The organism is Micromonospora sp. NPDC057141, from assembly GCF_042670805.1.
Classification (GTDB): domain Bacteria; phylum Actinomycetota; class Actinomycetes; order Mycobacteriales; family Micromonosporaceae; genus Micromonospora.
Map to the genome: position 1 here is coordinate 14,882 of NZ_JBHUVA010000067.1, position 22,550 is coordinate 37,431.

Genomic DNA, 22,550 nt, shown 5'->3' on the forward strand with positions numbered 1-22,550 from the left:
CGGCCCCGGCGGAGAAGTGACTCATTCGTTCGACCAGGCCCGGGTGCTGAGCACCAGCCGGTAGCCGTCCGGGTCGGCGAACGTCACCCCCCAGCGGTCCCAGTACGGGCCGGCGGAGACCCTTGTCCCGCCGGTCCGCTCCAGCCGGTCGACGAGTTCACCGTCGACCGGCCCGTCGACGTAGAGCACGAGCAGGTCCTCCCCGGTCGGGCTCGGCGCCACGGTGAGCCCCGTGCCGCCGACCAGTTCCAGGTGCCAGCCCGCGCCCGCCCAGCCGACCATCACCAGGTCGTGCTCGCCCGGCGCGTTCGCCGCGCCCCGGTACAGCACCCGCAGGCCGAGCCCGTCGACCCAGAAGCGTTCTGCGGCGGCCAGGTTCCGGCTGGGCCGGGCGATGCGGATGTGGGTTCGTTTCGACAGTTCCATGCCGGGGATCCTGCGACCTCACGCGGGCTTCAGGTCAAGCTTGACAGGTGTGGCTAATTAGGTTAGCTTTTTGGCTATGACTATTAGCCATGTGGAGCGGGACGGTGGGCGGATCGCCTACGAGGTGCACGGGGAGGGTCCGCTGGTGGTCCTCTCCCACGGCATGGGCGAGAACCGGTCGGCCTTCCGGCACCTGGTGCCACTGCTGGTCGACGCCGGCTACCGGGTGGTGTCGGTCGACGTACGCGGGCACGGCCAGTCCAGCGCCGGCTGGCCGACGTACGCCCCGGCGGAGGTCGCCGCCGACCTGCTCGCCGTCGTCCGCGTCCTCGGGGGTGGCCCCGCCACGCTGGTCGGCAGCTCGTCCAGCGCCGCCGCCGTGGTCTTCGCCGCCGCCGACGCCCCCGACCTGGTCGGCGCGATCGTCCAGGTGGGCGCGTTCGTCGCCGAGCCGAAGCTGAACCCGGTCGTGCGGCTGGCCGTGGCGGCGGTGCTGCGCAGCCCCCGGCTGTTCGGCATGTTCCACCGCACCCTGTTCCCCTGCGGGCGGCCGGCGGACTACGCCGCGTACCGGAAGGAGATGGTGGCCAACCTGCGCGAACCCGGCCGGATGGCGGCGATGCGCGGCGTGGCGGCCCCGGTCGAGCCGCACTGGACCGCGCGGGCCCGCCAGGTGCGCCAGCCGGTCCTCGTGCTGATGGGCACGAAGGACCCCGACTTCCCCGACCCCGGCGCCGAGGCCCGGGCCGCCCGGCGCCTCTTCGCCACCGCCGAGGCCCGGATGGTCGACGACTCCGGCCACTACCCGCACGCCGACCGGCCGGCCGAGACCGCCGCCCAGCTCGTCGCCTTCCTGAAGGCCACCGCCGGTGCCTAGGGCCGGGCTCAACCAGCAGGTCGTCGTGCGCGAGGCGGCCCGGCTCGCCGACGAGGTCGGCCTCCACCAGCTCACCCTCGCCGCCCTGGCCGGCCGGCTCGGCGTCGCCCTGCCCAGCCTCTACAAGCACGTGAAGGGTGCCGACGCGCTGACCCAGAAGCTCGCCGCGCTGGCCACCGCCGAGCTGGCCGCCGCGCTCACCGCCGCAGCCGCCGGCCGCGCGGGCGGCGACGCCCTGCGCGCCGTCGCCGCGGCCTACCGCGACTACGCCCGCCGGCACCCCGGGCGCTACCCCGCCGCACAACGGGTGCCCGACGCCCGCGACCCCGACCACGTCGCCGCCAGCGACCGGGCCGTCGGCGCGATCTACGCCATCCTCCGGGGGTACGGCCTGGGCGGCGACGACGCCGTCGACGCCACCCGGACGCTCCGCAGCGCCCTGCACGGCTTCGTCACCCTGGAGGCCGCCGGCGGCTTCGGGCTGCCGCGCGACCTCGACCGCTCGTACGACCGGCTCGTCGCCGGGCTGGACGAGGCGTTCCGCTCCTGGCCGGGGCAGGGCTGACCGCCGCGCGGGCCCGCCCCGGCCGGTGCGGGGTGGCGGCCGGGCGGGCCGTGGCGCGCTCGCACCATCCGCCCCGGAGGTCGTACCCTTCGCCGGGTGACCGACGGCTTGGACGGCATGCACCGGTGGGACCAACCACGACGGCGTCGGCCCTGGCCGCTGTGGGCCGCACTCGGCGCGGTGCTGGTGCTGCTCACCTGCGGCCTGCCGACGGTGCTGCTGGCCGGCGTGCTGCACGAGGCGGCGGGCCGGCCGACCATCGGTCGCCTCGGGCCCACCGTGCCCGAGGACCCGGCGGTCCAGGCCGCCCGGCAGCTCGGCGAGCGGATCTCCGGCCAGCTCGACCGCCAGGCCGCCGCCCTGCTCGGCGGCGACCGGGCCGGGTTCCTCGCCGTCGCCGAGCCGGCCGCCCACCCCACCCTGACCCGCCGGTACGCCGCCCTCCGGGCGCTGCGGGTCACCGTGTGGCGACCCGAACAGACGGGCCTACCGACCACCGTGGCCGGACGGCCCGACGAGTGGCGGATCGTGGTCCGCTTCCAGTACTGCCTCGTGGTGCCCGGCTGCCGGCCGAGCCCCGTGCTCGTCGGCACCCGGTGGCGGGACTCCGGCGGGCAGGTTCGGCTGGTCGCCATGGAGGAGTCCCGGTCCGCCGAGACCGGCACCCGGCCGTGGGAGGTGAGCGACCTGATCGTCGCGGTGGGCCCGCGTACCGTCGTGGCCACCACCCCGGCGCTGCGCGGGAAGCTACCCGGCCTGCTCCGCCAGGCCGAGGCCGCGGCGCGGACCGCCGACGCGTACGCGGTCGCCGGCCCTCCGCCCGACCGGTACCGGGTCTTCTACGCCGGGAAGGCGGAGTGGCTGAGCTGGTACGGCGGCGGCCGTCCGGAGTGGACCGGCGGGTACGCCGTCACCGTCGGCGGCGGTCACCACGAGGTGGTGCTCAACGCCGACGGGCTCTCCGCCACCGGCGCCGACGACCTGCTCCGGCACGAGCTGACGCACGCCGCGTCCCTGCCCGAGCGCGGGTACCCGGGCCGGGAGACCTGGTGGCTGGTGGAGGGGCTCGCCGAGTACGCGGGCGCGGGCGGGGCGCCGGTCGGCCGGTACGAGGGACTCGCCGAGGTGCGCGAGCTGCTGGCGCCGGGCGGCGGCTGGACCGGCCGGCTGGAAGACCTCACCCCGGCCGAGGACGCCTCCGCCCGGCGCGTCGGCGGCAGCTACGGCGTCGGCTACCTGGCCGTACGGCACCTCGTCGACCGGTTCGGCGAGCAGCGGGTGCTCGCCTTCTTCAAGGCGGTGGTGCACGACCGCCGGACCCCGGAGGAGGCTTCCGGGGAGGCGTTCGGCGAGCCGTGGGCGGCCCTGCACGACGAGTGCGTCGCGTACACCCGGGCGGCGGTCGGCTGATTCCGCAGTGGTGGGTGAAGGGTCATCGCTGGTTGACGTTCATGATCGACCGCTGTTCGGGCTCGGCGGGGCACCTGCGACACTGGTCCCGCTCCCAGTGCGGAGCCCCGGTCCGCGTCCGGAAGCGGCCCGGGGCGCCCGCCCGGTGGCTCCGGTGGCGCCGCCGGAGCCACCGGGTGCCTTGATCGACAACATGGCGGCGACATGGCGGGGTCAGGGGTGCCCGGATACCGCAATGTCGCCGACACGGCGCAAGGCCAACCGGACGCCGGCCCACCCGGGCTCAACCGGACGCCGCGTCCCAGGCGGGCCCGACCGGCCCCAGTCGGGGCGAAACGGCAGGCCACGGGCGGGGGAAACCCGACCCCCGGCGTGATCAACATGCGTGAAGGGATCGCGCCGGTCACAGCCGTCCCGCTACCGTACTGGTAACACGCGCGTAGCCCGTCCTGGCGGGAGGATCCCGTCCGGCGGCACGCGCCGGGGCATGGGATGGGGCGGTGGGCCATGACCGGTTCGCAGTCCGACGGCAGGCTGTCGGAGGTCAGGTTCCTCACCGTCGCCGAGGTGGCGACGGTGATGCGGGTGTCGAAGATGACGGTCTATCGGCTGGTGCACAGCGGTGAGCTGACCGCCGTGCGGGTCGGCCGGTCGTTCCGGGTGCCCGAGCACGCGGTGCACGAGTACCTCCGGGGCGCGTTCCAGGAAACCGCCTGATCGGCCTGATCGGCCTGATCCGCCGTCCGGCGATCCCACGGAGTGCCCCGTAGCGATCCCACGGGGTGCCCCGCAAAGGGCATCGAGTGCGACGTAACGGGCATCGACGGGGGCGCGTTGGTCCTGCTGACGCTCTCCGGCTACCCTGGACCGGACCGTGACCGCACATCGGTGCGCCCGCCGCCCGCCAACCGGTCCGGCCCGTTGTCCGCAAACGGCCCTCGACGCCACCGCGTGGTGTCGTCCGGTCCGCCCCGCACGTTGCATCGAAAGGCTGTCGTCGTATGGGCTCGGTGGTCAAGAAGCGCCGCAAGCGCATGGCTAAGAAGAAGCACCGCAAGCTGCTGCGCAAGACCCGCGTCCAGCGTCGCCGTCTCGGCAAGTGACCGGGGCCGGGCCCACTGCGGCCCGGCATCCCGTGTCGCTTGCCAACAGTCGACCCTCGGAGGCTCAGGTGATCAGGCCGCGGTTGCCCCGGCTCGATCCCACCTGCCGGGGTAGGTGCACGACGTGACCCCCGGTGGCACCCCAGGTGCCCCGGGGGTGGTCGTCGTCACCGGGGTCAACCGCTACCTCGGCGCTCACGTCGCCGCCCGCCTCGCCGCCGACCCCCGGATCGAGCGGGTGATCGGCGTCGACCCGACCGCCCCCAACCCCGAGGTGGCCGGCCTGCTCGACCGGGTCGAGCGCATCCGGCTCGACCTCGGCTCGCTCGGTGGCCTCCTCGCCGACCTCGACGTCGACGCCGTGGTGCACCTCGCCCTCGTCACCGCCCCCGATTCTCAGCAGGGCGGCCGGTCGGCGATGAAGGAACAGAACGTCATCGGCACCATGCAGCTGCTCGCCGCCTGCCAGCGGGCACCCCGGCTGCGCAAGCTCGTCGTCCGCTCGTCGACCGCCGCGTACGGGGCGTCGTTCCGGGACCCGGCCGTCTTCACCGAGGAGACCGAGCCGCGCGAGGTGCCGCGCGGCGGGTTCGGCCGCGACATCCTCGACATCGAGGGGTACGTCCGCGGCTTCCGTCGCCGCCGGCCCGACGTCACCGCCACGGTGCTGCGCTTCGCGCCGTTCATCGGCTCCACCGCCGACACCACGCTCACCAGGTACTTCTCCCAGCCGTTCGTCCCCACCGTGTTCGGGCGCGACCCCCGGTTGCAGTTCGTGCACTTCGACGACGCGCTGGAGGTGCTGCACCGGTCGGTCGCCGAGGAGCACCCGGGCACGTTCAACGTCGCCGGGCCGGGCGTGCTCTCCCTGTCCCAGGCGATCAGGCGGGCCGGGCGGGTGGGCGTGCCGGTGCTCGAACCGGGCCTGTCCGGGGCCGTCGCGCTGGCCCGCAGCCTCGGCTTCGGCCGGTACGGCCTGGACCAGGTCGACCTGTTCGTGCACGGTCGGGTCGTGGACACCTCCGCCCTGGAGCGCGAGTACGGCTTCGCGCCCCGCTCGACCGCCGCCGCGTTCGACGACTTCATCCGTGCCCACCAGGGCGGCGTGGTGGTCACCCGGGAGCAGTTGGCCGCCGCCGAGCGGGCCGTCCTCGACGGCATCCGCCAGGTGCGCGCAGCCGCACGGGAGCGGTCGTGACCCAGCCGGACGAGGAGCGCGGGCGCGCCGGGGCCAACGGCCGGTACGACGTACCGCTGGTGGTGGCCGGCCCGGATGCGGAGCCGGCGCGGCGCAACGGCCATCGCCCGGTCCCAAAGGCCGCCGCCAAGCCGGCCCGTGGCCCGGCGGACCCGAAGCCGGCCCGGCGGGAGCCACTGGCGGAGCGGGGGCTGCCGGAGCCGGCGGCGCGCGCGCCACGGAAGGCGGCGGTGCCGGACCAGCCCGGCGACGTGTGGGACCGGCGGGTCGCGTCCGGGCTGGCGTTCCTGCGCCGGCGGCTCTCCGGCGACTACCAGGTGGACGAGTTCGGGTTCGACCCGGAGCTGACCGGGTCCGTGTTCCACCCGATGCTGCGGCTGCTCTACCGGGACTGGTTCCGCACCGAGGTCACCGGGCTGGAGCACGTGCCGGCTGACGGGGCCGGCCTGGTGGTCGGCAACCACTCCGGCACGGTGGCGCTGGACGCGCTGATCCTCTCCGCCGCCCTGCACGACCAGCACCCGGCCCACCGCTACCTGCGGCTGCTCGGCGCCGACCTGGTGTTCCGGATGCCGGTGGTGTCCGAGATCGCCCGCAAGACCGGCGGCACGGTCGCCTGCAACCCGGACGCCGAGCGGCTGCTCCGCTCCGGCGAGGTCGTCGGCGTCTTCCCCGAGGGGTTCAAGGGCGTCGGGAAGCTCTACTCCGACCGGTACAAGCTGCAACGCTTCGGCCGGGGCGGCTTCGTCTCGGCGGCGCTGCGCACCGGCACCCCGATCGTGCCGGTGGCGATCGTCGGCGGCGAGGAGATCTATCCGATGCTCGCCGACATCAAGCCCCTCGCCCGGCTGCTCAAGCTGCCATACTTCCCGGTCACGCCGACGTTCCCGTGGCTGGGGCCGCTCGGCATGGTGCCGCTGCCCAGCAAGTGGCTGATCGAGTTCTGCCCGCCGATTCCGACCGCGCACCTGACCGACTCGGCCGACGACCCGCTGGTCGTGTTCAACCTCGCCGACCAGGTGCGGGAGACCATCCAGCAGACCCTGCACAGCCTGCTGGAACGCCGCCCCGATCCGTTCGGCCCCTGACCCTGACCCGCCGCGAACCGGCCGCCGACCCAGGGGAGGCGGGCTGCGGGCCGTCAGCGTCGCGGCGGCGGGGTCGTCAGGAGAGGCGCGGCGGCGGGTCGTCAGCGGACGCGGCGGCGCTTCTGCAGCGCCATCCCGGCGCCGACCGCACCCGCGAGCAGCCCGGCCGCGGCCGTCGACGGCACCGCGATCTTCACGGCCCGCCGGCCGGTGCGGAAGTCCCGCACCTCCCAGCCCCGCTCCCGGGCCTGCCGCAGCAGGGCGCCGTCCGGGTTGATCGCCACCGCCCGCCCCACGGCCGACAGCATCGGCAGGTCGTTGGCGGAGTCGCTGTAGGCGGAGCAGCGGGCCAGGTCCAGCCCTTCGACGGCGGCGAGCTGGGTCACCGCCTCGGCCTTGGCCGGCCCGTGCATCAGGTCGCCCACCAACCGCCCCGTGTACGCCCCGTCGATCACCTCGGCGACGGTGCCGATCGCCCCGGTCAGCCCCAGCCGGGACGCGATCACCCGGCCGATCTCGACCGGCGCGGCACTGACCAGCCAGACCCGCTCCCCGGCGTCCAGGTGGCGCTGCGCGAGCCGACGGGTGCCGGTCCAGATCCGGGGGGCCATCAGCTCGTCGAAGATCTCCTCGGCGAGCCGCTCCACGTCGTCGACCCGCCAGCCCTCGATGAACGCGAGCGCCGCCTCCTTGGCCTGCGACATGTCCCCGGCGTGTTCGGTGGCGAGCACCCGGAAGCGTAACTGCTGCCAGGCGAACCGGGCCAGGTCCCCGGTGGTGAAGTAGTTGCGGGCGGCGAGCCCGCGGGCGAACCAGTAGATCGAGGCGCCCTGCATCATCGTGTTGTCCACGTCGAAGAAGGCCGCGGCGGCCGGATCGGGGGCAACCGGGGTGGCGGGCGCGGCCTCGGTCTCCGCCCAGCCGGCGGTGTGACCGCGCCGGTCGGTGCTGACCGTCATCCTGCCGTTGCGGGCCACCCGACCTCCCTCGCTCGACGCCCCCGACGAGGGTCTCCCCGCGAGCGTAGCCGGGCGGCGTGGCAACCCCACCCGGTGCAGCAGAAGTGTGGCGCGCGCTGCTTGTGCAGGGAGGGGCACCTTGTTGACGCATAACGTTGTACAGGGGCCCCTTCTTGACCGCACGAACGGCGGGGCGCCCACTCGTGGTGGGCGTAGGGGGCGTGCGGGACGCTGGTGACGCGTGGGAAGCAGCATGCAGTGCACGGGCGAAGGCCCTGGGACGGGCGGGAAGGCGTGGGGTCAGCGTTCGCCGGGGCAGGCCGCCGGCGTCGGGCCGAGCGCGTCGCTGCCGGCCGGCGCGGGCAGCTCGCACTCGATGGCCGCGCGCAGCGCGTCGGAGCGCTTGCGGATCGCGTCGAGCAGGACGATCGACCGGCGGACCCGGTCCCGCTCCGCACGACTGGCCCCGTTGAGCAGGTCACCGACCGCGCGGCGCTGCCCGGTGACGAAGGTGTTCACCGCGTCCAGACCGGCCGGGTCGGAGCGCTGCGCAGCCGTGGTGGTGAGCAGGCGTACGCCCTGGCGGGTGTCCGAGTCCATGTCCTCAAGGACGGCGTCGAACCCGAGTCGGTCCCCGCGCAGTGTGGCGGCCTCGCCGAGCCGGGTGCGGGCGAAGTCGAGGAAGAGCTGGCCGCGGCTGAGGTCCGAGCTGGCCAGGGCCAGCTGGGCCCGCTCCGTGGAGCGCTTCATCCCGTACAGGGCGTCGCCGGGCACGGCGTTCTCGCTGGCGGCGGAGATGCCGGAGACGGCGATCGCGCCGGCGGTCACCCCGATGAGGATGGCGCCCCGGGCGCGGGCCCGGCGGGCGGTGACGGCCGGCAGGAGCGGGCCGCGCGGGCCAGCGCCGACGATGCCGCGCTGACCGACCGTGCCCCGCCGACCAGCCGTGCCGTGTTGGCCAGCCGTGCCGCGCTGACCGACTGTGCCGTGTTGGCCGAGCGTGCCCCGCTGGGCGGTCGGCGCAGCCTCCGCGGCCGTGGTGCCGGCCCCGACGACCTCCCGCTCGGCGGTGGCGACGAGCATCGCCCGCAGGCCGGTGCGGAAGTCGGGGTCCACCGCGACGGGCGGAGGGTCGGCGTTGAGCTGCTGGCCGACCGCGACGAGCGCGGCGAGGTGGTCGTCGGCCCGGGACCGGACGTGGTGACGTCGGCCGCCGTTGGCTTCGTCGAGAAGCTGCGCGAAGCGCTCGGCGCGCCGGCGGGAGAAGAGGTTGCTGGTCACCGCAGGCACCTCCTCTCGCTGGTCGCGGCCGGTCGGCCGCTGTCGGCACCAGCGACCGGTGGCAGCGTGCACCCAGGACGAAGCTCGTGGTGGGCTGCGCTGTCCGGACCGTCGGGCCCGGGGGATGCCGGCGAACCATCGGTCGCACCGGGAGAAACGCTCCGCCCCGGGCACGGGTTACGGGGCCGGCGGGAGCGAAATCACGAAGAGTGATGGTCGTCACGCCCCGTGGTCGTCGATCCCTGGCCGTCGATCCCGGTCCGCGCCGTACCCCGGTTGGTGTACAGCGTGGACCGCTGTCGAGGCCGCGCTCCCGGCGCGTGGACGTCGCCGGCCGGGCGGTCGGCCCCGAGCTGGGAGGACGAACCGCCGGGCGGGCTGGCACACGGGCGAGGCGGGCAGGGCAGGGTGGGGCGTACGGTGCGACGACGGTGGTGGTCAGGACTGGAAGCCGTCCGGCAGCAGCCGGGCCAGCGCGCGGACCGCGCGGTACTGCAACGCCTTGATCGCACCTTCGTTCTTGCCCATCGCCCGGGCCGTCTCCGCCACGGAAAAGCCCTGCAGGAACCGCAGGACGATGCACTCCTGCTGCTCCGGGTTGAGCTGCTTGACGGCGGTGAGCAGGGCGACGTTGGTGATGTGCTCGACGACCGCCGCCTCCGGGCTGCCCTCCGGGCCGCGGTCCTCCCGGTCGGCGTCCAGCACGTCGCCGGTGGTGACCTCCAGCCGGTACCGGCCGGACTTGAAGTGGTCGGCGACCAGGTTCCGGGCGATGGTGACCAACCACGCGCCGAGGTCCCGGCCCTGCCAGGTGAAGCTGCCGATCCGCTTGAGGGCACGCAGGAACGTGTCGGAGGTGAGGTCCTCGGCGAGCTGCCGGTTGCCGACCCGGAAATAGACGAAGCGGAAGACGGTGTCGACGTACCGGTCGTAGATCAGCCCGAACGCCTCGGCCTCGCCGGCCTGGGCGCGCTCGACCAGCTTCCAGACCTCGGTGGCCGGGTCGGACGGGTCGGGCCGGCTCGGGAAGCCCGTCGGCGTGCCGCCGCCCGGGGGTCCGGGGGACGGTGGGGGCGGGCTGGCCGGCACCGCCGGCAGCACCGCCGTGTCGGTGGTCGACGGATCGGTCACCGGCGGGGTGTCGCCACTGCGTCGGCCCTGCGCCGGCATGGTCGGCCGGGCGGGTGACGCGACCCGTCCGCCGTTGCCCCCGGGCGTCGCGGGACGGGGCAGTGCCTCGTTGTGATGGGACCGGTTGCGTAACCGTCTGGACTCCCCGTCGCCGCGTACAGCGAGGCTGGACATGTCGTCCACGGGGTTCCGGCCGGCGCGCAGCCGTTCGTTGAGGACGGCGCGGGCGGCCGCGGCCAGCCCGACCGGTCGCTGCGCGTAGCCGAAACTGGTCACCGTGCCTCCCCGATCAGGGTCGCCGCGGGCCGCTGGGGCACCCCGACACGGGTGCGGCCGGGGCCGTCGGGCAGGGCTCGTCCGGGAAGTGCCGACAGGCGGCAGATCCCCTTGAGGTACGGGTCCAATGCGCTCACAGGCACGGGGGCCTCCTCGGGCTGAGGGGTGTCGACTCACGGCAAATGGGGTGAGTCGACCCGAGTGATAATAGGGCCAACGTCACCCGCGCGTGGCAAGTCCGTTACACAGAGCAGAAGTATTTGCTTCCCCGTCGCACCGGCACCGGACCGGTTGTCCGTCGGGGGAGGTTGACTTTCGCGCGGCGGGCTGATTAGAGATAACCCCAGCTCAGCGCCTGATCGACCCGCTCGGCGAGAGGGCGGGACAGGTGGCTGCGACGCCTATCCGCACGGGTGCGCGGGCGCTTCCCGCGTACCCGCAGGGGCTCGCCCGCACACTCTGGGTTGCGGAGTCGGCGGTACCGGATGCGTCGCACCGACAGGCCGGGGGAGACTGTCCGGGCGCGGTGCCGCCGGAGGGCGGCCCCGGCCGACACCCGCACGGAGGTTTCCCGATGTCCAGTGACGCCCGGCTCACCCTGATCACCCGCCCCGGCTGCCACCTCTGCGAGGACGCGAAGGCGGCGCTCGACCGGGTGGTCGCGGTCACCGGCGACCGGTGGATCGAGAAGGACGTGACCGACGACGTCGCGCTGGAGCGCGAGTACGGCGACCGGCTGCCGGTGGTGCTGCTCGACGGCAAGGAGCACGGGTACTGGCGGGTGGAGGAGGAGCGCCTGCTGCAAGACCTCACCACCCCGCAGCTCTGACTGCGACCCGCAGCCCGCCGGTCCCCACGGTGGCCGCCCGCCGCCTATCGTGCTCGGATGACCTCTGCGCGCCCCCACCTCGTCTGGGACTGGAACGGCACCCTGCTCAACGACCTCGACCTGGTGGTGGCGGCCACCAACGCCGCGTTCGCCAGCGTGGGCGGGCCGGCGGTCACCGCGGACGAGCACCGGGTGCGGTTCCGTCGCCCGATCGCCGACTACTACGCCGGGGTGCTCGGCCGGGCGGTCGACGACGAGGCGTTCGGTGCGCTGGACCGGATCTTCCACGACGCGTACCGCAGCGGGTTGACCACCTGCGCGCTCGCCGACGACGCGGCGGCGGCGATGGCGGCCTGGCCGGGCAGCCAGTCCCTGCTGTCCATGTGGTTCCACGACGAGCTGGTGCCCGCCGTGCACTCCTACGGGCTGACGGGGCGGTTCGCCCGGGTGGACGGGCTGCGCGCCACGGTCGGCGGCGACCGCAAGGCCGAGTCGTTGGCCAAGCACCTGTCCGAGCTGGGGCTGGACGGCCGCGCGGTGGTGCTGATCGGGGACTCGATCGACGACGCCGACGCCGCCGTGTCGGTGGGCGGCCGGGCGGTGCTGTACACGGGGGGCTTCACCGACCGGGCCCGGCTGCGGGCCTCCGGCCACCCGGTGGCCGACACCCTCACCGAGGCCGTCACCCTGGCCGCTGTCCTGCGCTGAGCTGCCGCCCTCGCGCCGAGCCGCTGCCCTCGCGCCGAGCCGCTGCCCTCGCGCCGAGCCGCTGCCCTGCGCTGAGCCGTCGCCCTGCGCTGAGCTGCCGCCCTCGCGCCGAGCCGGAGGGGGCGGCGGTCAGCTGCGCAGGTAGGCGAGGACGGCCAGGACGCGCCGGTGCTGGGCGGTGTCCGGGGGCAGGCCGAGCTTGGTGAAGATGTTGCGGACGTGCTTCTCCACCGCGCCGTCGGTGACGACCAGGGTGCGGGCGATGGCGGTGTTGGAGTGCCCCTCGGCCATCAGGGCGAGCACCTCCCGCTCGCGCGGGGTCAGCTCCCGCAGCGGGTCGTCGCGCCGTCGGCGGACCAGCAGTTGGCCGACCACCTCCGGGTCGAGCACGGTGCCGCCGGCGGCGACCCGGGCCAGCGAGTCCAGGAACTCGTCGATGTCGGCCACCCGGTCCTTGAGCAGGTAGCCCACCCCGCCGCCGGCACCGCCGGTGGTGGCCAGCAGATCGTCGGCGTACGACACCTCGACGTACTGGGACAGGACCAGGATCGGGGTACGGGGGACGAGCCGGCGGGCCTCGACCGCGGCGCGCAGCCCCTCGTCGGTGTGCGACGGCGGCATCCGCACGTCGACGATCGACACGTCGGGCCGGTGGGCGACGACCGCCTCGACCAGCGCGTCGCCGTCGCCGACGGCGGCCACCACCTCGTGCCCGCGCTCGGTCAGCAGCCGGACCAGCCCCTCCCGGAGCAGCACGGCGTCGTCGGCGATCACCATTCGCATGGTGCTGTTGTCTACCACGCCGTCGGCCGGGTCGGGGGCTGCCGTGGTCACAGCGGTAGGTCCGTGTGGACCTCGGTCGGCCCGCCGGCCGGGCTGACCACGTCGAGCCGGCCGCCCGCCGCGCGCACCCGGTCGGCTATCCCCGCCAGGCCGTGCCCCTTGGCCAGGTGCGCGCCGCCGCGCCCGTCGTCGGCGACGGCGACCAGCAGCCGGTCGTCCTCCCGGGTCACCTCGACCCGGCACTCCGTCGCCCCGCTGTGCTTGGCCACGTTGGTCAGTGCCTCGGCGACCACGAAGTAGGCGGTGCTCTCCACCGCCGGGTCGAGTCGCCCGTCCGGGGTGTCCAGCCGGGGGTCGAGCCGCAGTTCGATCGGGATCAGGCCGCGCCCGGCGAGGGCGGCCAGGGCGCTGGGCAGCCCCCGGTCGACGAGGATCGGCGGGGCGATGCCCCGGGACAGGGCGCGCAGCTCGGCGAGGGTGTCCCGGGTCTGGGCGACGGCCTCGTCGAGGGTCCGGGCGGCGGCCTCGGGGTCGTCGGCGAGCTGGTGCCGGGCCCGGCTGAGGTCCATGGCGAGCCGGACGAGGCGCTGCTGGGGGCCGTCGTGGATGTCGCGTTCCAGCCGCCGCAGCGCGGTGGCCTCGGCGGAGACGGCCGCCCGCCGCCGCTCCTCCAGGACGGTGATCCGGCTGCGCATCTCGGCCACCCCGGTGAGCAGGGCGCGGGCGAAGCCGGCCTGGAGCCGCGCGCATCCCCGGACCACGAGCGGCAGGGTGAACAGGAAGAACAACCCGGCGGCGGTGTTGATGGCGATCCGGGCGGCGGCCGAGTCGCCCAGCCCGAGCAGCTCGCTGAGGGGCTGGTCGTCGGGCGGGTGCGGCAGTGCCCAGTCGTAGACCGAGTAGAGGGTGCCGACGAGCGCGGCGGCCCACCAGGTGACGGTCACCACGAAGGTGACGAGGGCCACGGCCAGGTTGAGGATGCCGTGGGTCAGGTCGAGCCAGGACTGCACGTCCCGGATGGGTACGAGGATCCGCCGCCAGGCGCCGGCCCCCGCCTCGGCCCGGCGGTAGTCGGGCCGGACCCGGTCCTGCTGGAGCACGGCGGGCAGCCGCAGCCGCTCCAGGTCGGCGAGGCCCCGGGCGGCGTAGAGGGTGCCGGCGAGGACGGGCAGGCCGATCACGGTCACCACCAGCCCCACGCCCAGCGCCAGCCCCGTCACCAGGACCACGAAGCCGACCACGGCGAGGGGGAAGCCGAGCAGCACGTACCCGGAGTCGCGCAGGAGCTGGCGGGGGACGCTGGGCGGGAGGGCGGCCGGTTCGGCCCCGGTGACGGCGGTCATGGTTCGAGGCTAGGGACGCCGGCCGCACCGTCGGAATCCCGGCGGCCGTCCTCTTGGCGGTGGTGCCAGCCCTACCGCCGGCCGGGGCGCCGCTGGGCGGGACGCCGCTGGGCGGGACGGGGCGGCGGGCGGGGGCGGCGGCGGGCGGGGCGCTCGCACGATTGGTGACAGAAGTCGGGAATGAGTAATAATCGGCGCGGGCCATGCGGGGCGCCGGATCGATCTTGGGGGGTGGAGGGGCAGGTGGAGGCGGGTCGCCGGTCTTCAAGATCGCGATTTGTGCGTGTCTTCACAAGCGCCTACTCTGTAGTTCCGACGCGTCCTGCTAGCACAGCCGGCAATCTCGGTCGCCAGCGGGAGTCCCGATACGGCAGGCCGCTGAAGCCGGCCGAGGATCGCACCGCACGGAGTCTCATGAGTCAGCAGCACCGTCACCCTGGCGCGTCCGGCCGCGCCGGTGCCGTACCGGCGCTCCCGGACCTGCCCGAGGCGACCGTCGCGCGGCTGCCCGAATACCTCCGCGCCCTGCACAACCTCGCCGAGTCCGGTCACGAGACCGTCTCCAGTGAGGGCCTGGCCAGCGCCGCCGGGGTCAACTCCGCCAAGCTCCGCAAGGACCTGTCCCACCTCGGCTCCTACGGCACCCGGGGCGTGGGCTACGACGTCGCCCTGCTGGTCGAGCAGATCGAGTTCGTGCTCGGGCTCACCCAGCGGCGGGCCGTCGCCCTGGTCGGGGTGGGTAATCTCGGTCACGCCCTCGCCGGCTACGCCGGCTTCGCAGGCCGCGGCTTCCGCATCGCCGCGCTGCTGGACGCCGACCCGGGACGGGTCGGCGAGGAGATCAACGGCCTGGTCGTACGGCACGTCGACGAGCTGCCCCGCATCGCCGCCGAGGAGCCGATCGCCATCGGCGTGATCGCCACCCCGGCCCGCGCCGCCCAGGCGGTCGCCGACCAGCTGGTCGCCGTCGGCGTGACGAGCATCCTCAACTTCGCGCCGTGCGTACTCTCGGTGCCGGACGGGGTCGACGTGCGCAAGGTCGACCTCGCCATCGAGTTGCAGATCCTGTCCTTCCACGAGCACCGCAAGGCGTCGCTGACCGCGCTGCCCGCCGCCGGCGGGACCGCCCTCACGGCCCTGCCCGGCGGGCTCGCGGCCACCGACCCCCAGGAGGCGATCGGCACGTGAAACTGCTCGTCGTCGGCGCGTCCTACCGCACCGCACCCGTCGCCACCCTGGAGCAGCTGGCGGTCGGCCCGGCCGACCTCACCCGCACCCTGGACCACCTGCTCGCCCAGCCGTACGTGAGCGAGGCGGTGCTGGTCTCCACCTGTAACCGGGTGGAGGTCTACGCCGCCGTGTCCGGTTTCCACGGCGGCCTCGGCGACGTCTGCGCCGTCCTCGCCGAGCAGGCCGGTACCCCGCCCGCGAGCCTGGCCAACCACCTCTACGTGCACTACGACGCCGCCGCCGTCGACCACGTCTTCCGGGTCGCCGCCGGACTGGACTCGATGGTCGTCGGCGAGGCGCAGATCCTCGGCCAGCTCCGCGACGCGTACCACTGGGCCGGCGGGGCCGACTCAGCCGGCCGGCTGTTGCACGAGCTGATGCAGCAGGCGCTGCGGGTGGGCAAGCGGGCGCACGCCGAGACCGGGATCGACCGGGCCGGCCAGAGCGTCGTCAGCGCCGCGCTCGACCTGGCCGCCGGCCACCTCGACGGCGCGCTCGCCGGCCGCCCGGCCCTCGTGGTCGGTGCCGGCGCGATGGGCGCGCTGGGTGTGGCGACGCTCTCCCGGCTCGGCGCGGGCCCGCTCACCGTGACCAACCGGGGGGCCGACCGGGCCGTCCGGCTGGCCGAGTCGTACGGGGCCAGCGCCGCGCCCATGGCCGGGCTGACCGACGTGCTCTCCACAGTGGACATCGTAGTGGCCGCCACCGCGGCCACCGAACCGGTCCTCACCCGCGAGGTGGTCACCCGGGCGCTCGCCGGCCGCGACCCCGACCGGGGCCCGCTCGTGCTGCTCGACCTCGCCGTTCCCCGCGACGTCGAGGCCGGCGTGGCCGGGCTGCCCGGCGTCGAGGTGATCGACATCGACCGGATGGCGGTGGTCCTGGCCGGCGGCCCCGCCGCCATCGACGCCGCCGCTGTCGAACGGATCGTCGCCGCCGAGGTCGAGTCCTTCCTCACCTGGCTGCGCGGCACCGACGTGGCACCGACCGTGGCCGCCCTGCGCGGCCGGGCCGAGGACGTGGTCACCGCCGAGCTGCGCCGGCTGGCCCAACGTCGCCCCGACCTCAGCGACGACCAGCGCGCCGAGGTGGCCCGCACGGTGCACCGGGTCGTGCAGCGGCTGCTGCACCAGCCCACCGTGCGGGTCCGCCAGCTCGCCGCCGAGCCCGGCGGCGACCAGTACGCCGCGCTGCTGCGCGAGCTGTTCGACCTCCAGGTCCCGCAGACGTCCCCCGTCGACACCGTCCCCGACGTGGTCGACACCGACCCCACCCCGTATCCCGGAGGCGAGAGATGACCGCCCCCCTGCGCCTCGGCACCCGGGGCAGCGCGCTGGCGATGGCCCAGTCCGGCCAGGTCGCCGCGGCGCTCACCGCGGCGACCGGCCGCGAGGTCGAGCTCGTCGAGGTGGTCACCGCCGGCGACCGCTCGTCCGCCCCCGTGCACCGGCTCGGCGTCGGCGTCTTCGTCTCCGCGCTGCGCGACGCCCTGACCGCTCGCACCATCGACCTCGCGGTGCACTCCTACAAGGACCTGCCCACCGCGGCGGACCCCGGGCTGCACATCGCGGCGGTGCCACCCCGCCAGGACCCGCGCGACGCGCTGGTCGCCACAGGCGGGCGCACCCTCGCCGAGCTGCCGGCCGGCGCCCTGGTCGGCACGGGCGCGCTGCGCCGCATCGCCCAGCTGCACGCGCTCGGGTTGCAACTGGAGGTCACCCCGATCCGCGGCAACGTGGACACCCGGCTGGCGCGGGTCCTCGGCCCCGGCGCCGACCTCGACGCGATCGTCCTGGCCCGGGCCGGGCTGGCCCGACTCGACCGGACCGACGTGATCACCGAGACGCTCGACCCGATGCTCATGCTGCCCGCGCCCGCCCAGGGCGCGCTGGCCGTGGAGTGCCGGGCCGACGACACCGACCTGGTCGAGCTGCTCGCGGCGCTCGACCATGCACCGTCCCGGGCCGCGGTCACCGCGGAACGGGCGCTGCTGGCCACCCTGGAGGCCGGGTGCAGCGCACCCGTCGCCGCCTTTGCGGAACTCGCCGAAGGCGACGCCGGCGATGAGATCTACCTGCGCGGGGCGGTGATCAGCCCGGACGGCACGCGAGACCTCCGGCTGTCCCGCACCGGAACGCCCGCCGACGCGGCGGAGATCGGCAAGGCACTCGCCGCCGAACTCCTCGAACTCGGCGCCGACTCGATCCTCGGCCACGAAGGAAACGCCGGTCCGGGGACCCAGCAATTTGGGAGCACAGAATGACCCGCACCCGTAAGCCCGTAGGCCGCATCGCGTTCGTCGGGGCCGGCCCCGGCGACCCGGGCCTGCTGACCCGCCGGGCGCACGACGCCCTGGTCGACGCCGACCAGGTGGTATACGACCGGGGAGTCCCCGAGTCGCTGCTCGACGCCGTGCGCGCCCAGGCCAAGTCCGACGCCCAGTTCTCCCCGGCGGAGGGCGTGCCGGGTGACGTGGCGAAGGTGCTGATCTCGGCCGCGAGGTCCGGCCTGAACGCCGTCCACCTGGTCGCCGGCGACCCGTTCGGCCACGACTCCGTGGTCAAGGAGGTGCAGGCCGTCGCCCGCACCGCCGCGCACTTCGAGGTGGTGCCGGGCGTCGGCCAGGCCGAGGGCGTCGCCACGTACGCGGGCGTGCCGCTGCCGGGCGTACGCACCGCCGCCGACGTCGAGGACGTCACCGCGCTGGACTTCGACGCGCTCGCCGCCGCCGTCGGCCGGGGCTCGCTGGCGCTCGCCGTGGACGCCGGTGACCTGGCCGCGATCCGCGACGGCCTGCTCGCCGCCGGGGTCGACGGCACCACCGGCGTCGGGGTGACCGGCGACGGCACCGGGGAGACCCAGTACACGACCACGTCGACCGTGGACTCGTTCGTCGCGGCGGCGCTCGGCTTCACCGGCCGGGTCGTGCTCACCGTCGGCGAGGGCGTCGGTCAGCGCGACAAGATGAGCTGGTGGGAGAACCGCCCGCTGTACGGCTGGAAGGTGCTCGTCCCCCGCACCAAGGAGCAGGCCGGCGCGATGAGCGCGCGGTTGCGCGCGTACGGGGCGATCCCCTGCGAGGTGCCGACCATCGCGGTCGAGCCGCCGCGTACCCCCGCCCAGATGGAGCGGGCGGTCAAGGGCCTGGTCGACGGCCGGTACGCCTGGGTGGTCTTCACCTCGGTCAACGCCGTCCGCGCGGTCTGGGAGAAGTTCGCCGAGCACGGCCTGGACGCCCGGCACTTCGGCGGCGTCAAGATCGCCTGCATCGGCGAGGCCACCGCCGACGCCGTCCGCGCGTTCGGCATCCAGCCGGAGCTGGTCCCCGCCGGGGAGCAGTCCTCCGAGGGGCTGCTCGCCGAGTTCTCGCCGCACGACGAGATCCTCGACCCGGTGGGCCGGGTGCTGCTGCCGCGCGCCGACATCGCCACCGAGACCCTCGCCGCCGGGCTCACCGAGCGTGGCTGGGAGGTCGACGACGTGACCGCCTACCGCACGGTCCGGGCCGCCCCGCCGCCCGCCGAGATCCGGGACGCGATCAAGTCGGGCGGATTCGACGCGGTGCTGTTCACCTCGTCCTCCACGGTCCGGAACCTGGTCGGCATCGCCGGGAAGCCGCACGCGCGTACCGTTGTCGCCGTCATCGGGCCCAAGACGGCGGAGACCGCGACGGAGTTCGGCCTGCGGGTCGACGTCCAGCCTCAGCACGCCTCGGTGCCCGACCTGGTGGAGGCGCTCGCCGCCTACGCCGTCGAGCTGCGCGAGAAGCTCGCCGCCATGCCGGCGAAGCAGCGCCGGGGCTCGAAGGTGCAGGGGCCGACCGCCCTGCGGTTCCGCTAGTCGCACCGGCTGTACAGGTCGGCACAGCTCGTCCAGGGAGGCCCCTCATGCCGTACCCCGAGATCCGGCCCCGCCGGCTGCGCCGTAACGCGGCCGTGCGGCGGCTGGTCTCCGAGACCCGCGTCGACCCGGCCGAGCTGGTCGTGCCGATGTTCGTCAAGGAGGGGCTGACCGAGCCGCGCCCGATCGCGTCGCTCCCGGGGGTGCTCCAGCACTCCCGGGACTCGCTGCGCAAGGCCGCCACCGAGGCGGTCCAGGCCGGCGTGGGCGGGATCATGCTCTTCGGGGTGCCGGCGACGCGGGACGAGCGCGGCTCCGGCGGCATCGACCCGGGCGGCATCCTCAACGTCGCCATCGCCGACGTGGTCGCCGAGGTCGGCGACGCCACGGTGGTGATGAGCGACCTGTGTCTGGACGAGTTCACCTCGCACGGGCACTGCGGCCTGCTCACCCCCGACGGTGAGGTGGACAACGACGCCACCCTCGCCGCGTACGCGGAGATGGCGGTGGCCCAGGCCGCCGCCGGGGTGGGCATGGTCGGCCCGTCCGGGATGATGGACGGCCAGGTGGGCGTGGTCCGCCGGGCCCTGGACGCCGCCGGGCACACCGACGTGGCGGTGCTGGCGTACGCGGCGAAGTACGCCTCCGCCTTCTACGGCCCGTTCCGGGACGCGGTGGAGTCGTGCCTCGACGGGGACCGGCGCACCTACCAGCAGGACCCGGCGAACCTGCGGGAGTCCCTGCGCGAGGTGGCCCTGGACGTCGCTGAGGGCGCCGACCTGGTGATGGTCAAGCCGGCCCTGCCCTACCTCGACGTGGTGGCGGCGGTCCGCGCGGCGGTCGACGTCCCGGTCGCCGCCTACCAGGTCTCCGGCGAGTACGCGATGGTCGAGGCCGCCGCCGCGAACGGCTGGATCGACCGGGAACGGGTCATGCTGGAGACGCTGACCTCGATCCGGCGCGCCGGGGCGCAGGTCATCCTCACCTACTGGGCGGTCGAGGCGGCCCACCTGCTCCGCCAGCGCTACTGAGCGCATGTGGGGTGGCACCCGCCCTGCACCTTTTGTCTATTTTGTGCGCCTGTCTGGCTCGGCACTCACCCACCCTTTCGCCTCCTAATGAGTTCTGGGAGTTGGTCGGTGGGTGCGGCAGACTCCTGGTGGGTAGCCGCTGGTGGATGAGCACTTGTCGCCCCTGGGCCTTGAGTCCTGAGCAAAGATCGTGCCGCTGCCGGTTGGTGAGGAGAGTTGATCGCTGATGGGATGTCGTGCCCGCTGTGTGCGTGCGTGAGCACTGCTTCATTAGGTCGCTGATGGTTCTCCTGCCGGCTACCGAAAGTGTCCGTTTCGTTGGCGTGGGCGGGAGATGTGATGCTGTTCGTAGGGGACGACTGGGCCGAGGACCACCATGACGTCGAGTTGATGGATGCCACGGGACGCCGGTTGGCCAAGGCCCGCCTGCCTGAGGGTGTCGAGGGTGCCGCGCGGTTGCACGCGATGATCGGCGCGCAGCTCGGCGACGCTGACAGGGTTGGTGTCGACGATGCCGGTCAGGTGAAGATCGGTATCGAGACTGATCGGGGTCCGTGGGTGCAGGCGTTGATCGCCGCCGGTTACACGGTGTACGCGGTCAACCCGTTGCAGGCGGCTCGGTATCGGCAACGCCTTGCGGTGTCCGGGGCCAAGAGCGACGCGGCTGACGCGCACATGCTGGCCGACATGGTACGCACGGACTCACACCAACTGCGTCCGGTCGCGGGTGACAGCGCCGAGGCCGAGGCGGTCAAGGTCGTCACCCGGATGCACAAGACGTTGATCTGGGAACGCACTCGCGCCGGGCAGCGGCTGCGGCATGCGCTGCGGGAGTACTTCCCGGCCGCGTTGGTCGCGTTCACCGACCTCGACGCCGTCGACACCCTGACACTCCTGGCCAGAGCACCTGATCCGGCCAGCGCCGCCCGGCTGAGCCTCGCGCAGATCAGCGCGGCCCTGAAACAGGCCCACCGCCGTGACATCGCCGCCAAGGCCACCGCCATCCAGGCGGCGCTACGCGCCGAGTACCTCGGCCAGCCCGCAGTCGTCACCACCGCCTACGCCGCCTCGGCGCGTGCCCTGGTCGCGCTGCTGGTCACCCTCAACGAGCAGGTCAACACCCTGCAAAGGCAGGTGGAGGCCCATTTTGGCCGACACCCGGACGCTGAGATCATCCTGTCCCAACCCGGACTCGGTGTCACCCTCGGCGCCCGGGTACTGGCCGAGTTCGGAGACGACCACGACCGCTACACCACGGCCAAGGCCCGCAAGAACTACGCCGCGACCAGCCCGATCACCCGCGCGTCCGGGAAGAAGAAGACCATCACCGCCCGGTTCGTACACAACGACCGGCTCATCGACGCGCTCATGACCCAGGCGTTCACCTCGCTACGCGCATCCCCCGGAGCCCGCGGCTACTACGACCAACAACGCGCCCGCGGCGCCAGCTACCGCACCGCCCTACGACAACTCGCCAACCGACTCGTCGGCATCCTCCACGGCTGCCTCAAGACCGGCACCGTCTACAACGAGACAACCGCCTGGTCACACCACCTCAACCACACCCCCGCTTGACACCCAAACACCTGGGATGTCTTTGTTCTGCACCCACGGGCGCAACGCTCACCCAGGGTGACTGCTGCGTCGGCGGGTGCAGAGCAAAGGTGCCGAGTGGAGTGGCCGCCCCCTGCCCCGATCGGCCCCCGGGCAGCCCCGGCCCCAGCCCCGACTCCCGGCCGGCCCGTACTGGCGAGCGGTTCCCGCCAGAAGCCCGGTTATCCACAGCCGCGCGGGGCGGGGTTGCGGCCGGCCCGCGCGGGCGGGGAACGTGGGCCCATGGCAGCCCACACCGCGCCACAACAGCCCGACGGTGACCCGGGAGGCGACGACGCCGAGGCCGGCGACGAGCCGGCCGGCGACGCCCCATCCGGCGACAGCGCGGCCGGCGAACCGCGGGCGATGCTGACCGAGCCGTTCGACATCCCGTGGCCGGCGGCCGGCATCATCCGGGCCGTGCGTCGGCGGGCCGACGCCAGCCAACGCGAGCTGGCCGTCTACGCCGGCGTCCACCCGTCCACGATCGGGCGGATCGAGGCCGGCGCGCTGACCCCGAGCATCGCCGTGCTGCGCCGGCTCCTCGCGGCGGCGGGCTTCCGGCTGGCCGTGGTGGACGAGTTCGGCCGGGTACTCCAGCCGATGCGTGACCGCGACGACACCCGAGACGGGGCCGAGCGCCGCTACCCGTCCCACCTGGACACCATTCTCGACCCCGAGCCGGGGGAGTGGTGGGCCGACGTCTACGGGCTGGCCCGCCCGCCGGAGACCTTCTACCGCAACCGCGCCTACCGGGACGCGATGCGGCGCCGCAGCCGGTGGGAGGTCCGCGTCGGCAAGCTCCGGCACGTGCCGCCACCGCCGCGCGTCGTCCCGCCGTACGGCTGACGGCCCGTCACCCGGCCGAGAAGCCGGGTG

Annotated in this window: 22 protein-coding genes; 16 read left to right on the forward strand and 6 right to left on the reverse strand. The window is 74.3% G+C overall.

Annotated elements, in window-relative coordinates:
- Positions 1 to 21: 21 nt before the first annotated feature.
- A complete protein-coding gene (locus ACFT41_RS25460) occupies positions 22 to 420 on the reverse strand; it encodes a VOC family protein (protein ID WP_377587855.1) in 399 nt (132 codons plus the stop codon).
- Positions 421 to 502: 82 nt separating this feature from the next.
- Here ACFT41_RS25460 and ACFT41_RS25465 point away from each other — a divergent pair, with 82 nt between their 5' ends.
- The 7 genes from ACFT41_RS25465 (at position 503) to ACFT41_RS25495 (ending at position 6,667) form a co-directional block, all read left to right on the forward strand.
- A complete protein-coding gene (locus ACFT41_RS25465) occupies positions 503 to 1,303 on the forward strand; it encodes an alpha/beta fold hydrolase (RefSeq protein WP_377587835.1) in 801 nt (266 codons plus the stop codon).
- Complete coding sequence (locus ACFT41_RS25470; protein WP_377587834.1) at positions 1,296 to 1,868, forward strand: TetR/AcrR family transcriptional regulator; 573 nt, start codon at positions 1,296 to 1,298, stop codon at positions 1,866 to 1,868. Before ACFT41_RS25465 ends, ACFT41_RS25470 begins: the two co-directional genes overlap by 8 nt.
- 96 nt (positions 1,869 to 1,964) lie before the next feature.
- Positions 1,965 to 3,278: a hypothetical protein gene (locus tag ACFT41_RS25475; protein WP_377587833.1), complete on the forward strand. Its 1,314-nt coding sequence runs from the start codon at positions 1,965 to 1,967 to the stop codon at positions 3,276 to 3,278.
- A gap of 507 nt (positions 3,279 to 3,785) precedes the next feature.
- The gene (locus ACFT41_RS25480; RefSeq protein WP_007073166.1) at positions 3,786 to 3,995 is read left to right on the forward strand and encodes a helix-turn-helix domain-containing protein; all 210 of its coding nucleotides are present in this window, start codon (positions 3,786 to 3,788) and stop codon (positions 3,993 to 3,995) included.
- A gap of 284 nt (positions 3,996 to 4,279) precedes the next feature.
- Complete coding sequence (locus tag ACFT41_RS25485) at positions 4,280 to 4,381, forward strand: 30S ribosomal protein bS22 (protein ID WP_007465623.1); 102 nt, start codon at positions 4,280 to 4,282, stop codon at positions 4,379 to 4,381.
- A gap of 124 nt (positions 4,382 to 4,505) precedes the next feature.
- Positions 4,506 to 5,579 (forward strand): NAD-dependent epimerase/dehydratase family protein, encoded by a 1,074-nt coding sequence (locus ACFT41_RS25490; protein ID WP_377587832.1) that lies wholly within the window; start codon positions 4,506 to 4,508, stop codon positions 5,577 to 5,579.
- A gap of 191 nt (positions 5,580 to 5,770) precedes the next feature.
- Positions 5,771 to 6,667 carry a lysophospholipid acyltransferase family protein gene (locus tag ACFT41_RS25495; RefSeq protein WP_377587854.1) on the forward strand — a complete coding sequence of 299 codons (897 nt, stop codon included), beginning with the start codon at positions 5,771 to 5,773 and terminating at the stop codon, positions 6,665 to 6,667.
- Between the two features lie 101 nt (positions 6,668 to 6,768).
- Here ACFT41_RS25495 and ACFT41_RS25500 read toward each other — a convergent pair whose 3' ends face one another.
- The 3 genes from ACFT41_RS25500 to ACFT41_RS25510 all read right to left on the reverse strand — a co-directional run bounded on the left by ACFT41_RS25500 (position 6,769) and on the right by ACFT41_RS25510 (position 10,314).
- The gene (locus tag ACFT41_RS25500; protein WP_377587853.1) at positions 6,769 to 7,626 is read right to left on the reverse strand and encodes an HAD family hydrolase; all 858 of its coding nucleotides are present in this window, start codon (positions 7,624 to 7,626) and stop codon (positions 6,769 to 6,771) included.
- Between the two features lie 300 nt (positions 7,627 to 7,926).
- Positions 7,927 to 8,907: a DUF5667 domain-containing protein gene (locus ACFT41_RS25505; RefSeq protein WP_377587831.1), complete on the reverse strand. Its 981-nt coding sequence runs from the start codon at positions 8,905 to 8,907 to the stop codon at positions 7,927 to 7,929.
- Between the two features lie 438 nt (positions 8,908 to 9,345).
- On the reverse strand, positions 9,346 to 10,314 hold the full coding sequence (locus ACFT41_RS25510) for an ECF subfamily RNA polymerase sigma factor, BldN family (protein WP_377587830.1): 969 nt from the start codon (positions 10,312 to 10,314) through the stop codon (positions 9,346 to 9,348).
- A gap of 574 nt (positions 10,315 to 10,888) precedes the next feature.
- Between ACFT41_RS25510 and ACFT41_RS25515 the strand changes: the two genes are divergently transcribed.
- Positions 10,889 to 11,143 (forward strand): glutaredoxin family protein, encoded by a 255-nt coding sequence (locus ACFT41_RS25515; protein WP_377587829.1) that lies wholly within the window; start codon positions 10,889 to 10,891, stop codon positions 11,141 to 11,143.
- 57 nt (positions 11,144 to 11,200) lie between these two features.
- A complete protein-coding gene (locus tag ACFT41_RS25520) occupies positions 11,201 to 11,851 on the forward strand; it encodes an HAD family hydrolase (protein WP_377587828.1) in 651 nt (216 codons plus the stop codon).
- Positions 11,852 to 11,980: 129 nt separating this feature from the next.
- Here ACFT41_RS25520 and ACFT41_RS25525 read toward each other — a convergent pair whose 3' ends face one another.
- Both ACFT41_RS25525 and ACFT41_RS25530 read right to left on the reverse strand, forming a co-directional pair.
- Positions 11,981 to 12,634, reverse strand: coding sequence for a response regulator transcription factor (locus tag ACFT41_RS25525; protein WP_377587852.1), 654 nt, complete (start codon positions 12,632 to 12,634; stop codon positions 11,981 to 11,983).
- Positions 12,635 to 12,681: 47 nt separating this feature from the next.
- Positions 12,682 to 13,977 carry a sensor histidine kinase gene (locus ACFT41_RS25530; RefSeq protein WP_377587827.1) on the reverse strand — a complete coding sequence of 432 codons (1,296 nt, stop codon included), beginning with the start codon at positions 13,975 to 13,977 and terminating at the stop codon, positions 12,682 to 12,684.
- A 414-nt stretch (positions 13,978 to 14,391) separates the two neighbouring features.
- Between ACFT41_RS25530 and ACFT41_RS25535 the strand changes: the two genes are divergently transcribed.
- The 7 genes from ACFT41_RS25535 (at position 14,392) to ACFT41_RS25565 (ending at position 22,520) form a co-directional block, all read left to right on the forward strand.
- Positions 14,392 to 15,165, forward strand: a complete 774-nt coding sequence (locus tag ACFT41_RS25535; RefSeq protein ID WP_377587826.1) for a redox-sensing transcriptional repressor Rex — start codon at positions 14,392 to 14,394, stop codon at positions 15,163 to 15,165.
- The gene (locus ACFT41_RS25540) at positions 15,162 to 16,505 is read left to right on the forward strand and encodes a glutamyl-tRNA reductase (protein ID WP_377587825.1); all 1,344 of its coding nucleotides are present in this window, start codon (positions 15,162 to 15,164) and stop codon (positions 16,503 to 16,505) included. Before ACFT41_RS25535 ends, ACFT41_RS25540 begins: the two co-directional genes overlap by 4 nt.
- Positions 16,502 to 17,470 carry a hydroxymethylbilane synthase gene (gene hemC, locus ACFT41_RS25545; RefSeq protein WP_377587824.1) on the forward strand — a complete coding sequence of 323 codons (969 nt, stop codon included), beginning with the start codon at positions 16,502 to 16,504 and terminating at the stop codon, positions 17,468 to 17,470. The genes ACFT41_RS25540 and hemC overlap by 4 nt, the downstream gene beginning before the upstream one ends.
- Positions 17,467 to 19,047 carry a uroporphyrinogen-III synthase gene (locus ACFT41_RS25550; RefSeq protein ID WP_377587823.1) on the forward strand — a complete coding sequence of 527 codons (1,581 nt, stop codon included), beginning with the start codon at positions 17,467 to 17,469 and terminating at the stop codon, positions 19,045 to 19,047. The genes hemC and ACFT41_RS25550 overlap by 4 nt, the downstream gene beginning before the upstream one ends.
- 47 nt (positions 19,048 to 19,094) lie before the next feature.
- Positions 19,095 to 20,078 (forward strand): porphobilinogen synthase, encoded by a 984-nt coding sequence (hemB, locus tag ACFT41_RS25555; protein ID WP_377587822.1) that lies wholly within the window; start codon positions 19,095 to 19,097, stop codon positions 20,076 to 20,078.
- 339 nt (positions 20,079 to 20,417) lie between these two features.
- The gene (locus tag ACFT41_RS25560) at positions 20,418 to 21,653 is read left to right on the forward strand and encodes an IS110 family transposase (RefSeq protein ID WP_377587821.1); all 1,236 of its coding nucleotides are present in this window, start codon (positions 20,418 to 20,420) and stop codon (positions 21,651 to 21,653) included.
- A 261-nt stretch (positions 21,654 to 21,914) separates the two neighbouring features.
- On the forward strand, positions 21,915 to 22,520 hold the full coding sequence (locus ACFT41_RS25565; RefSeq protein WP_377587820.1) for a helix-turn-helix domain-containing protein: 606 nt from the start codon (positions 21,915 to 21,917) through the stop codon (positions 22,518 to 22,520).
- Positions 22,521 to 22,550 lie beyond the last annotated feature (30 nt).

What these genes read in the sequence shown, in the direction of transcription:
- ACFT41_RS25465 (WP_377587835.1), top strand. Translation starts at nt 503, where the DNA reads ATGACTATTAGCCATGTGGAGCGGGACGGTGGGCGGATCGCCTACGAG.
- ACFT41_RS25480 (WP_007073166.1), top strand. Translation starts at nt 3,786, where the DNA reads ATGACCGGTTCGCAGTCCGACGGCAGGCTGTCGGAGGTCAGGTTCCTC.
- ACFT41_RS25485 (WP_007465623.1), top strand. Translation starts at nt 4,280, where the DNA reads ATGGGCTCGGTGGTCAAGAAGCGCCGCAAGCGCATGGCTAAGAAGAAG.
- ACFT41_RS25500 (WP_377587853.1), bottom strand. Translation starts at nt 7,626, where the DNA reads ATGACGGTCAGCACCGACCGGCGCGGTCACACCGCCGGCTGGGCGGAG.
- ACFT41_RS25515 (WP_377587829.1), top strand. Translation starts at nt 10,889, where the DNA reads ATGTCCAGTGACGCCCGGCTCACCCTGATCACCCGCCCCGGCTGCCAC.
- ACFT41_RS25520 (WP_377587828.1), top strand. Translation starts at nt 11,201, where the DNA reads ATGACCTCTGCGCGCCCCCACCTCGTCTGGGACTGGAACGGCACCCTG.
- ACFT41_RS25525 (WP_377587852.1), bottom strand. Translation starts at nt 12,634, where the DNA reads ATGCGAATGGTGATCGCCGACGACGCCGTGCTGCTCCGGGAGGGGCTG.
- ACFT41_RS25530 (WP_377587827.1), bottom strand. Translation starts at nt 13,977, where the DNA reads ATGACCGCCGTCACCGGGGCCGAACCGGCCGCCCTCCCGCCCAGCGTC.
- ACFT41_RS25535 (WP_377587826.1), top strand. Translation starts at nt 14,392, where the DNA reads ATGAGTCAGCAGCACCGTCACCCTGGCGCGTCCGGCCGCGCCGGTGCC.
- hemC (WP_377587824.1), top strand. Translation starts at nt 16,502, where the DNA reads ATGACCGCCCCCCTGCGCCTCGGCACCCGGGGCAGCGCGCTGGCGATG.
- ACFT41_RS25550 (WP_377587823.1), top strand. Translation starts at nt 17,467, where the DNA reads ATGACCCGCACCCGTAAGCCCGTAGGCCGCATCGCGTTCGTCGGGGCC.
- hemB (WP_377587822.1), top strand. Translation starts at nt 19,095, where the DNA reads ATGCCGTACCCCGAGATCCGGCCCCGCCGGCTGCGCCGTAACGCGGCC.
- ACFT41_RS25560 (WP_377587821.1), top strand. Translation starts at nt 20,418, where the DNA reads ATGCTGTTCGTAGGGGACGACTGGGCCGAGGACCACCATGACGTCGAG.
- ACFT41_RS25565 (WP_377587820.1), top strand. Translation starts at nt 21,915, where the DNA reads ATGGCAGCCCACACCGCGCCACAACAGCCCGACGGTGACCCGGGAGGC.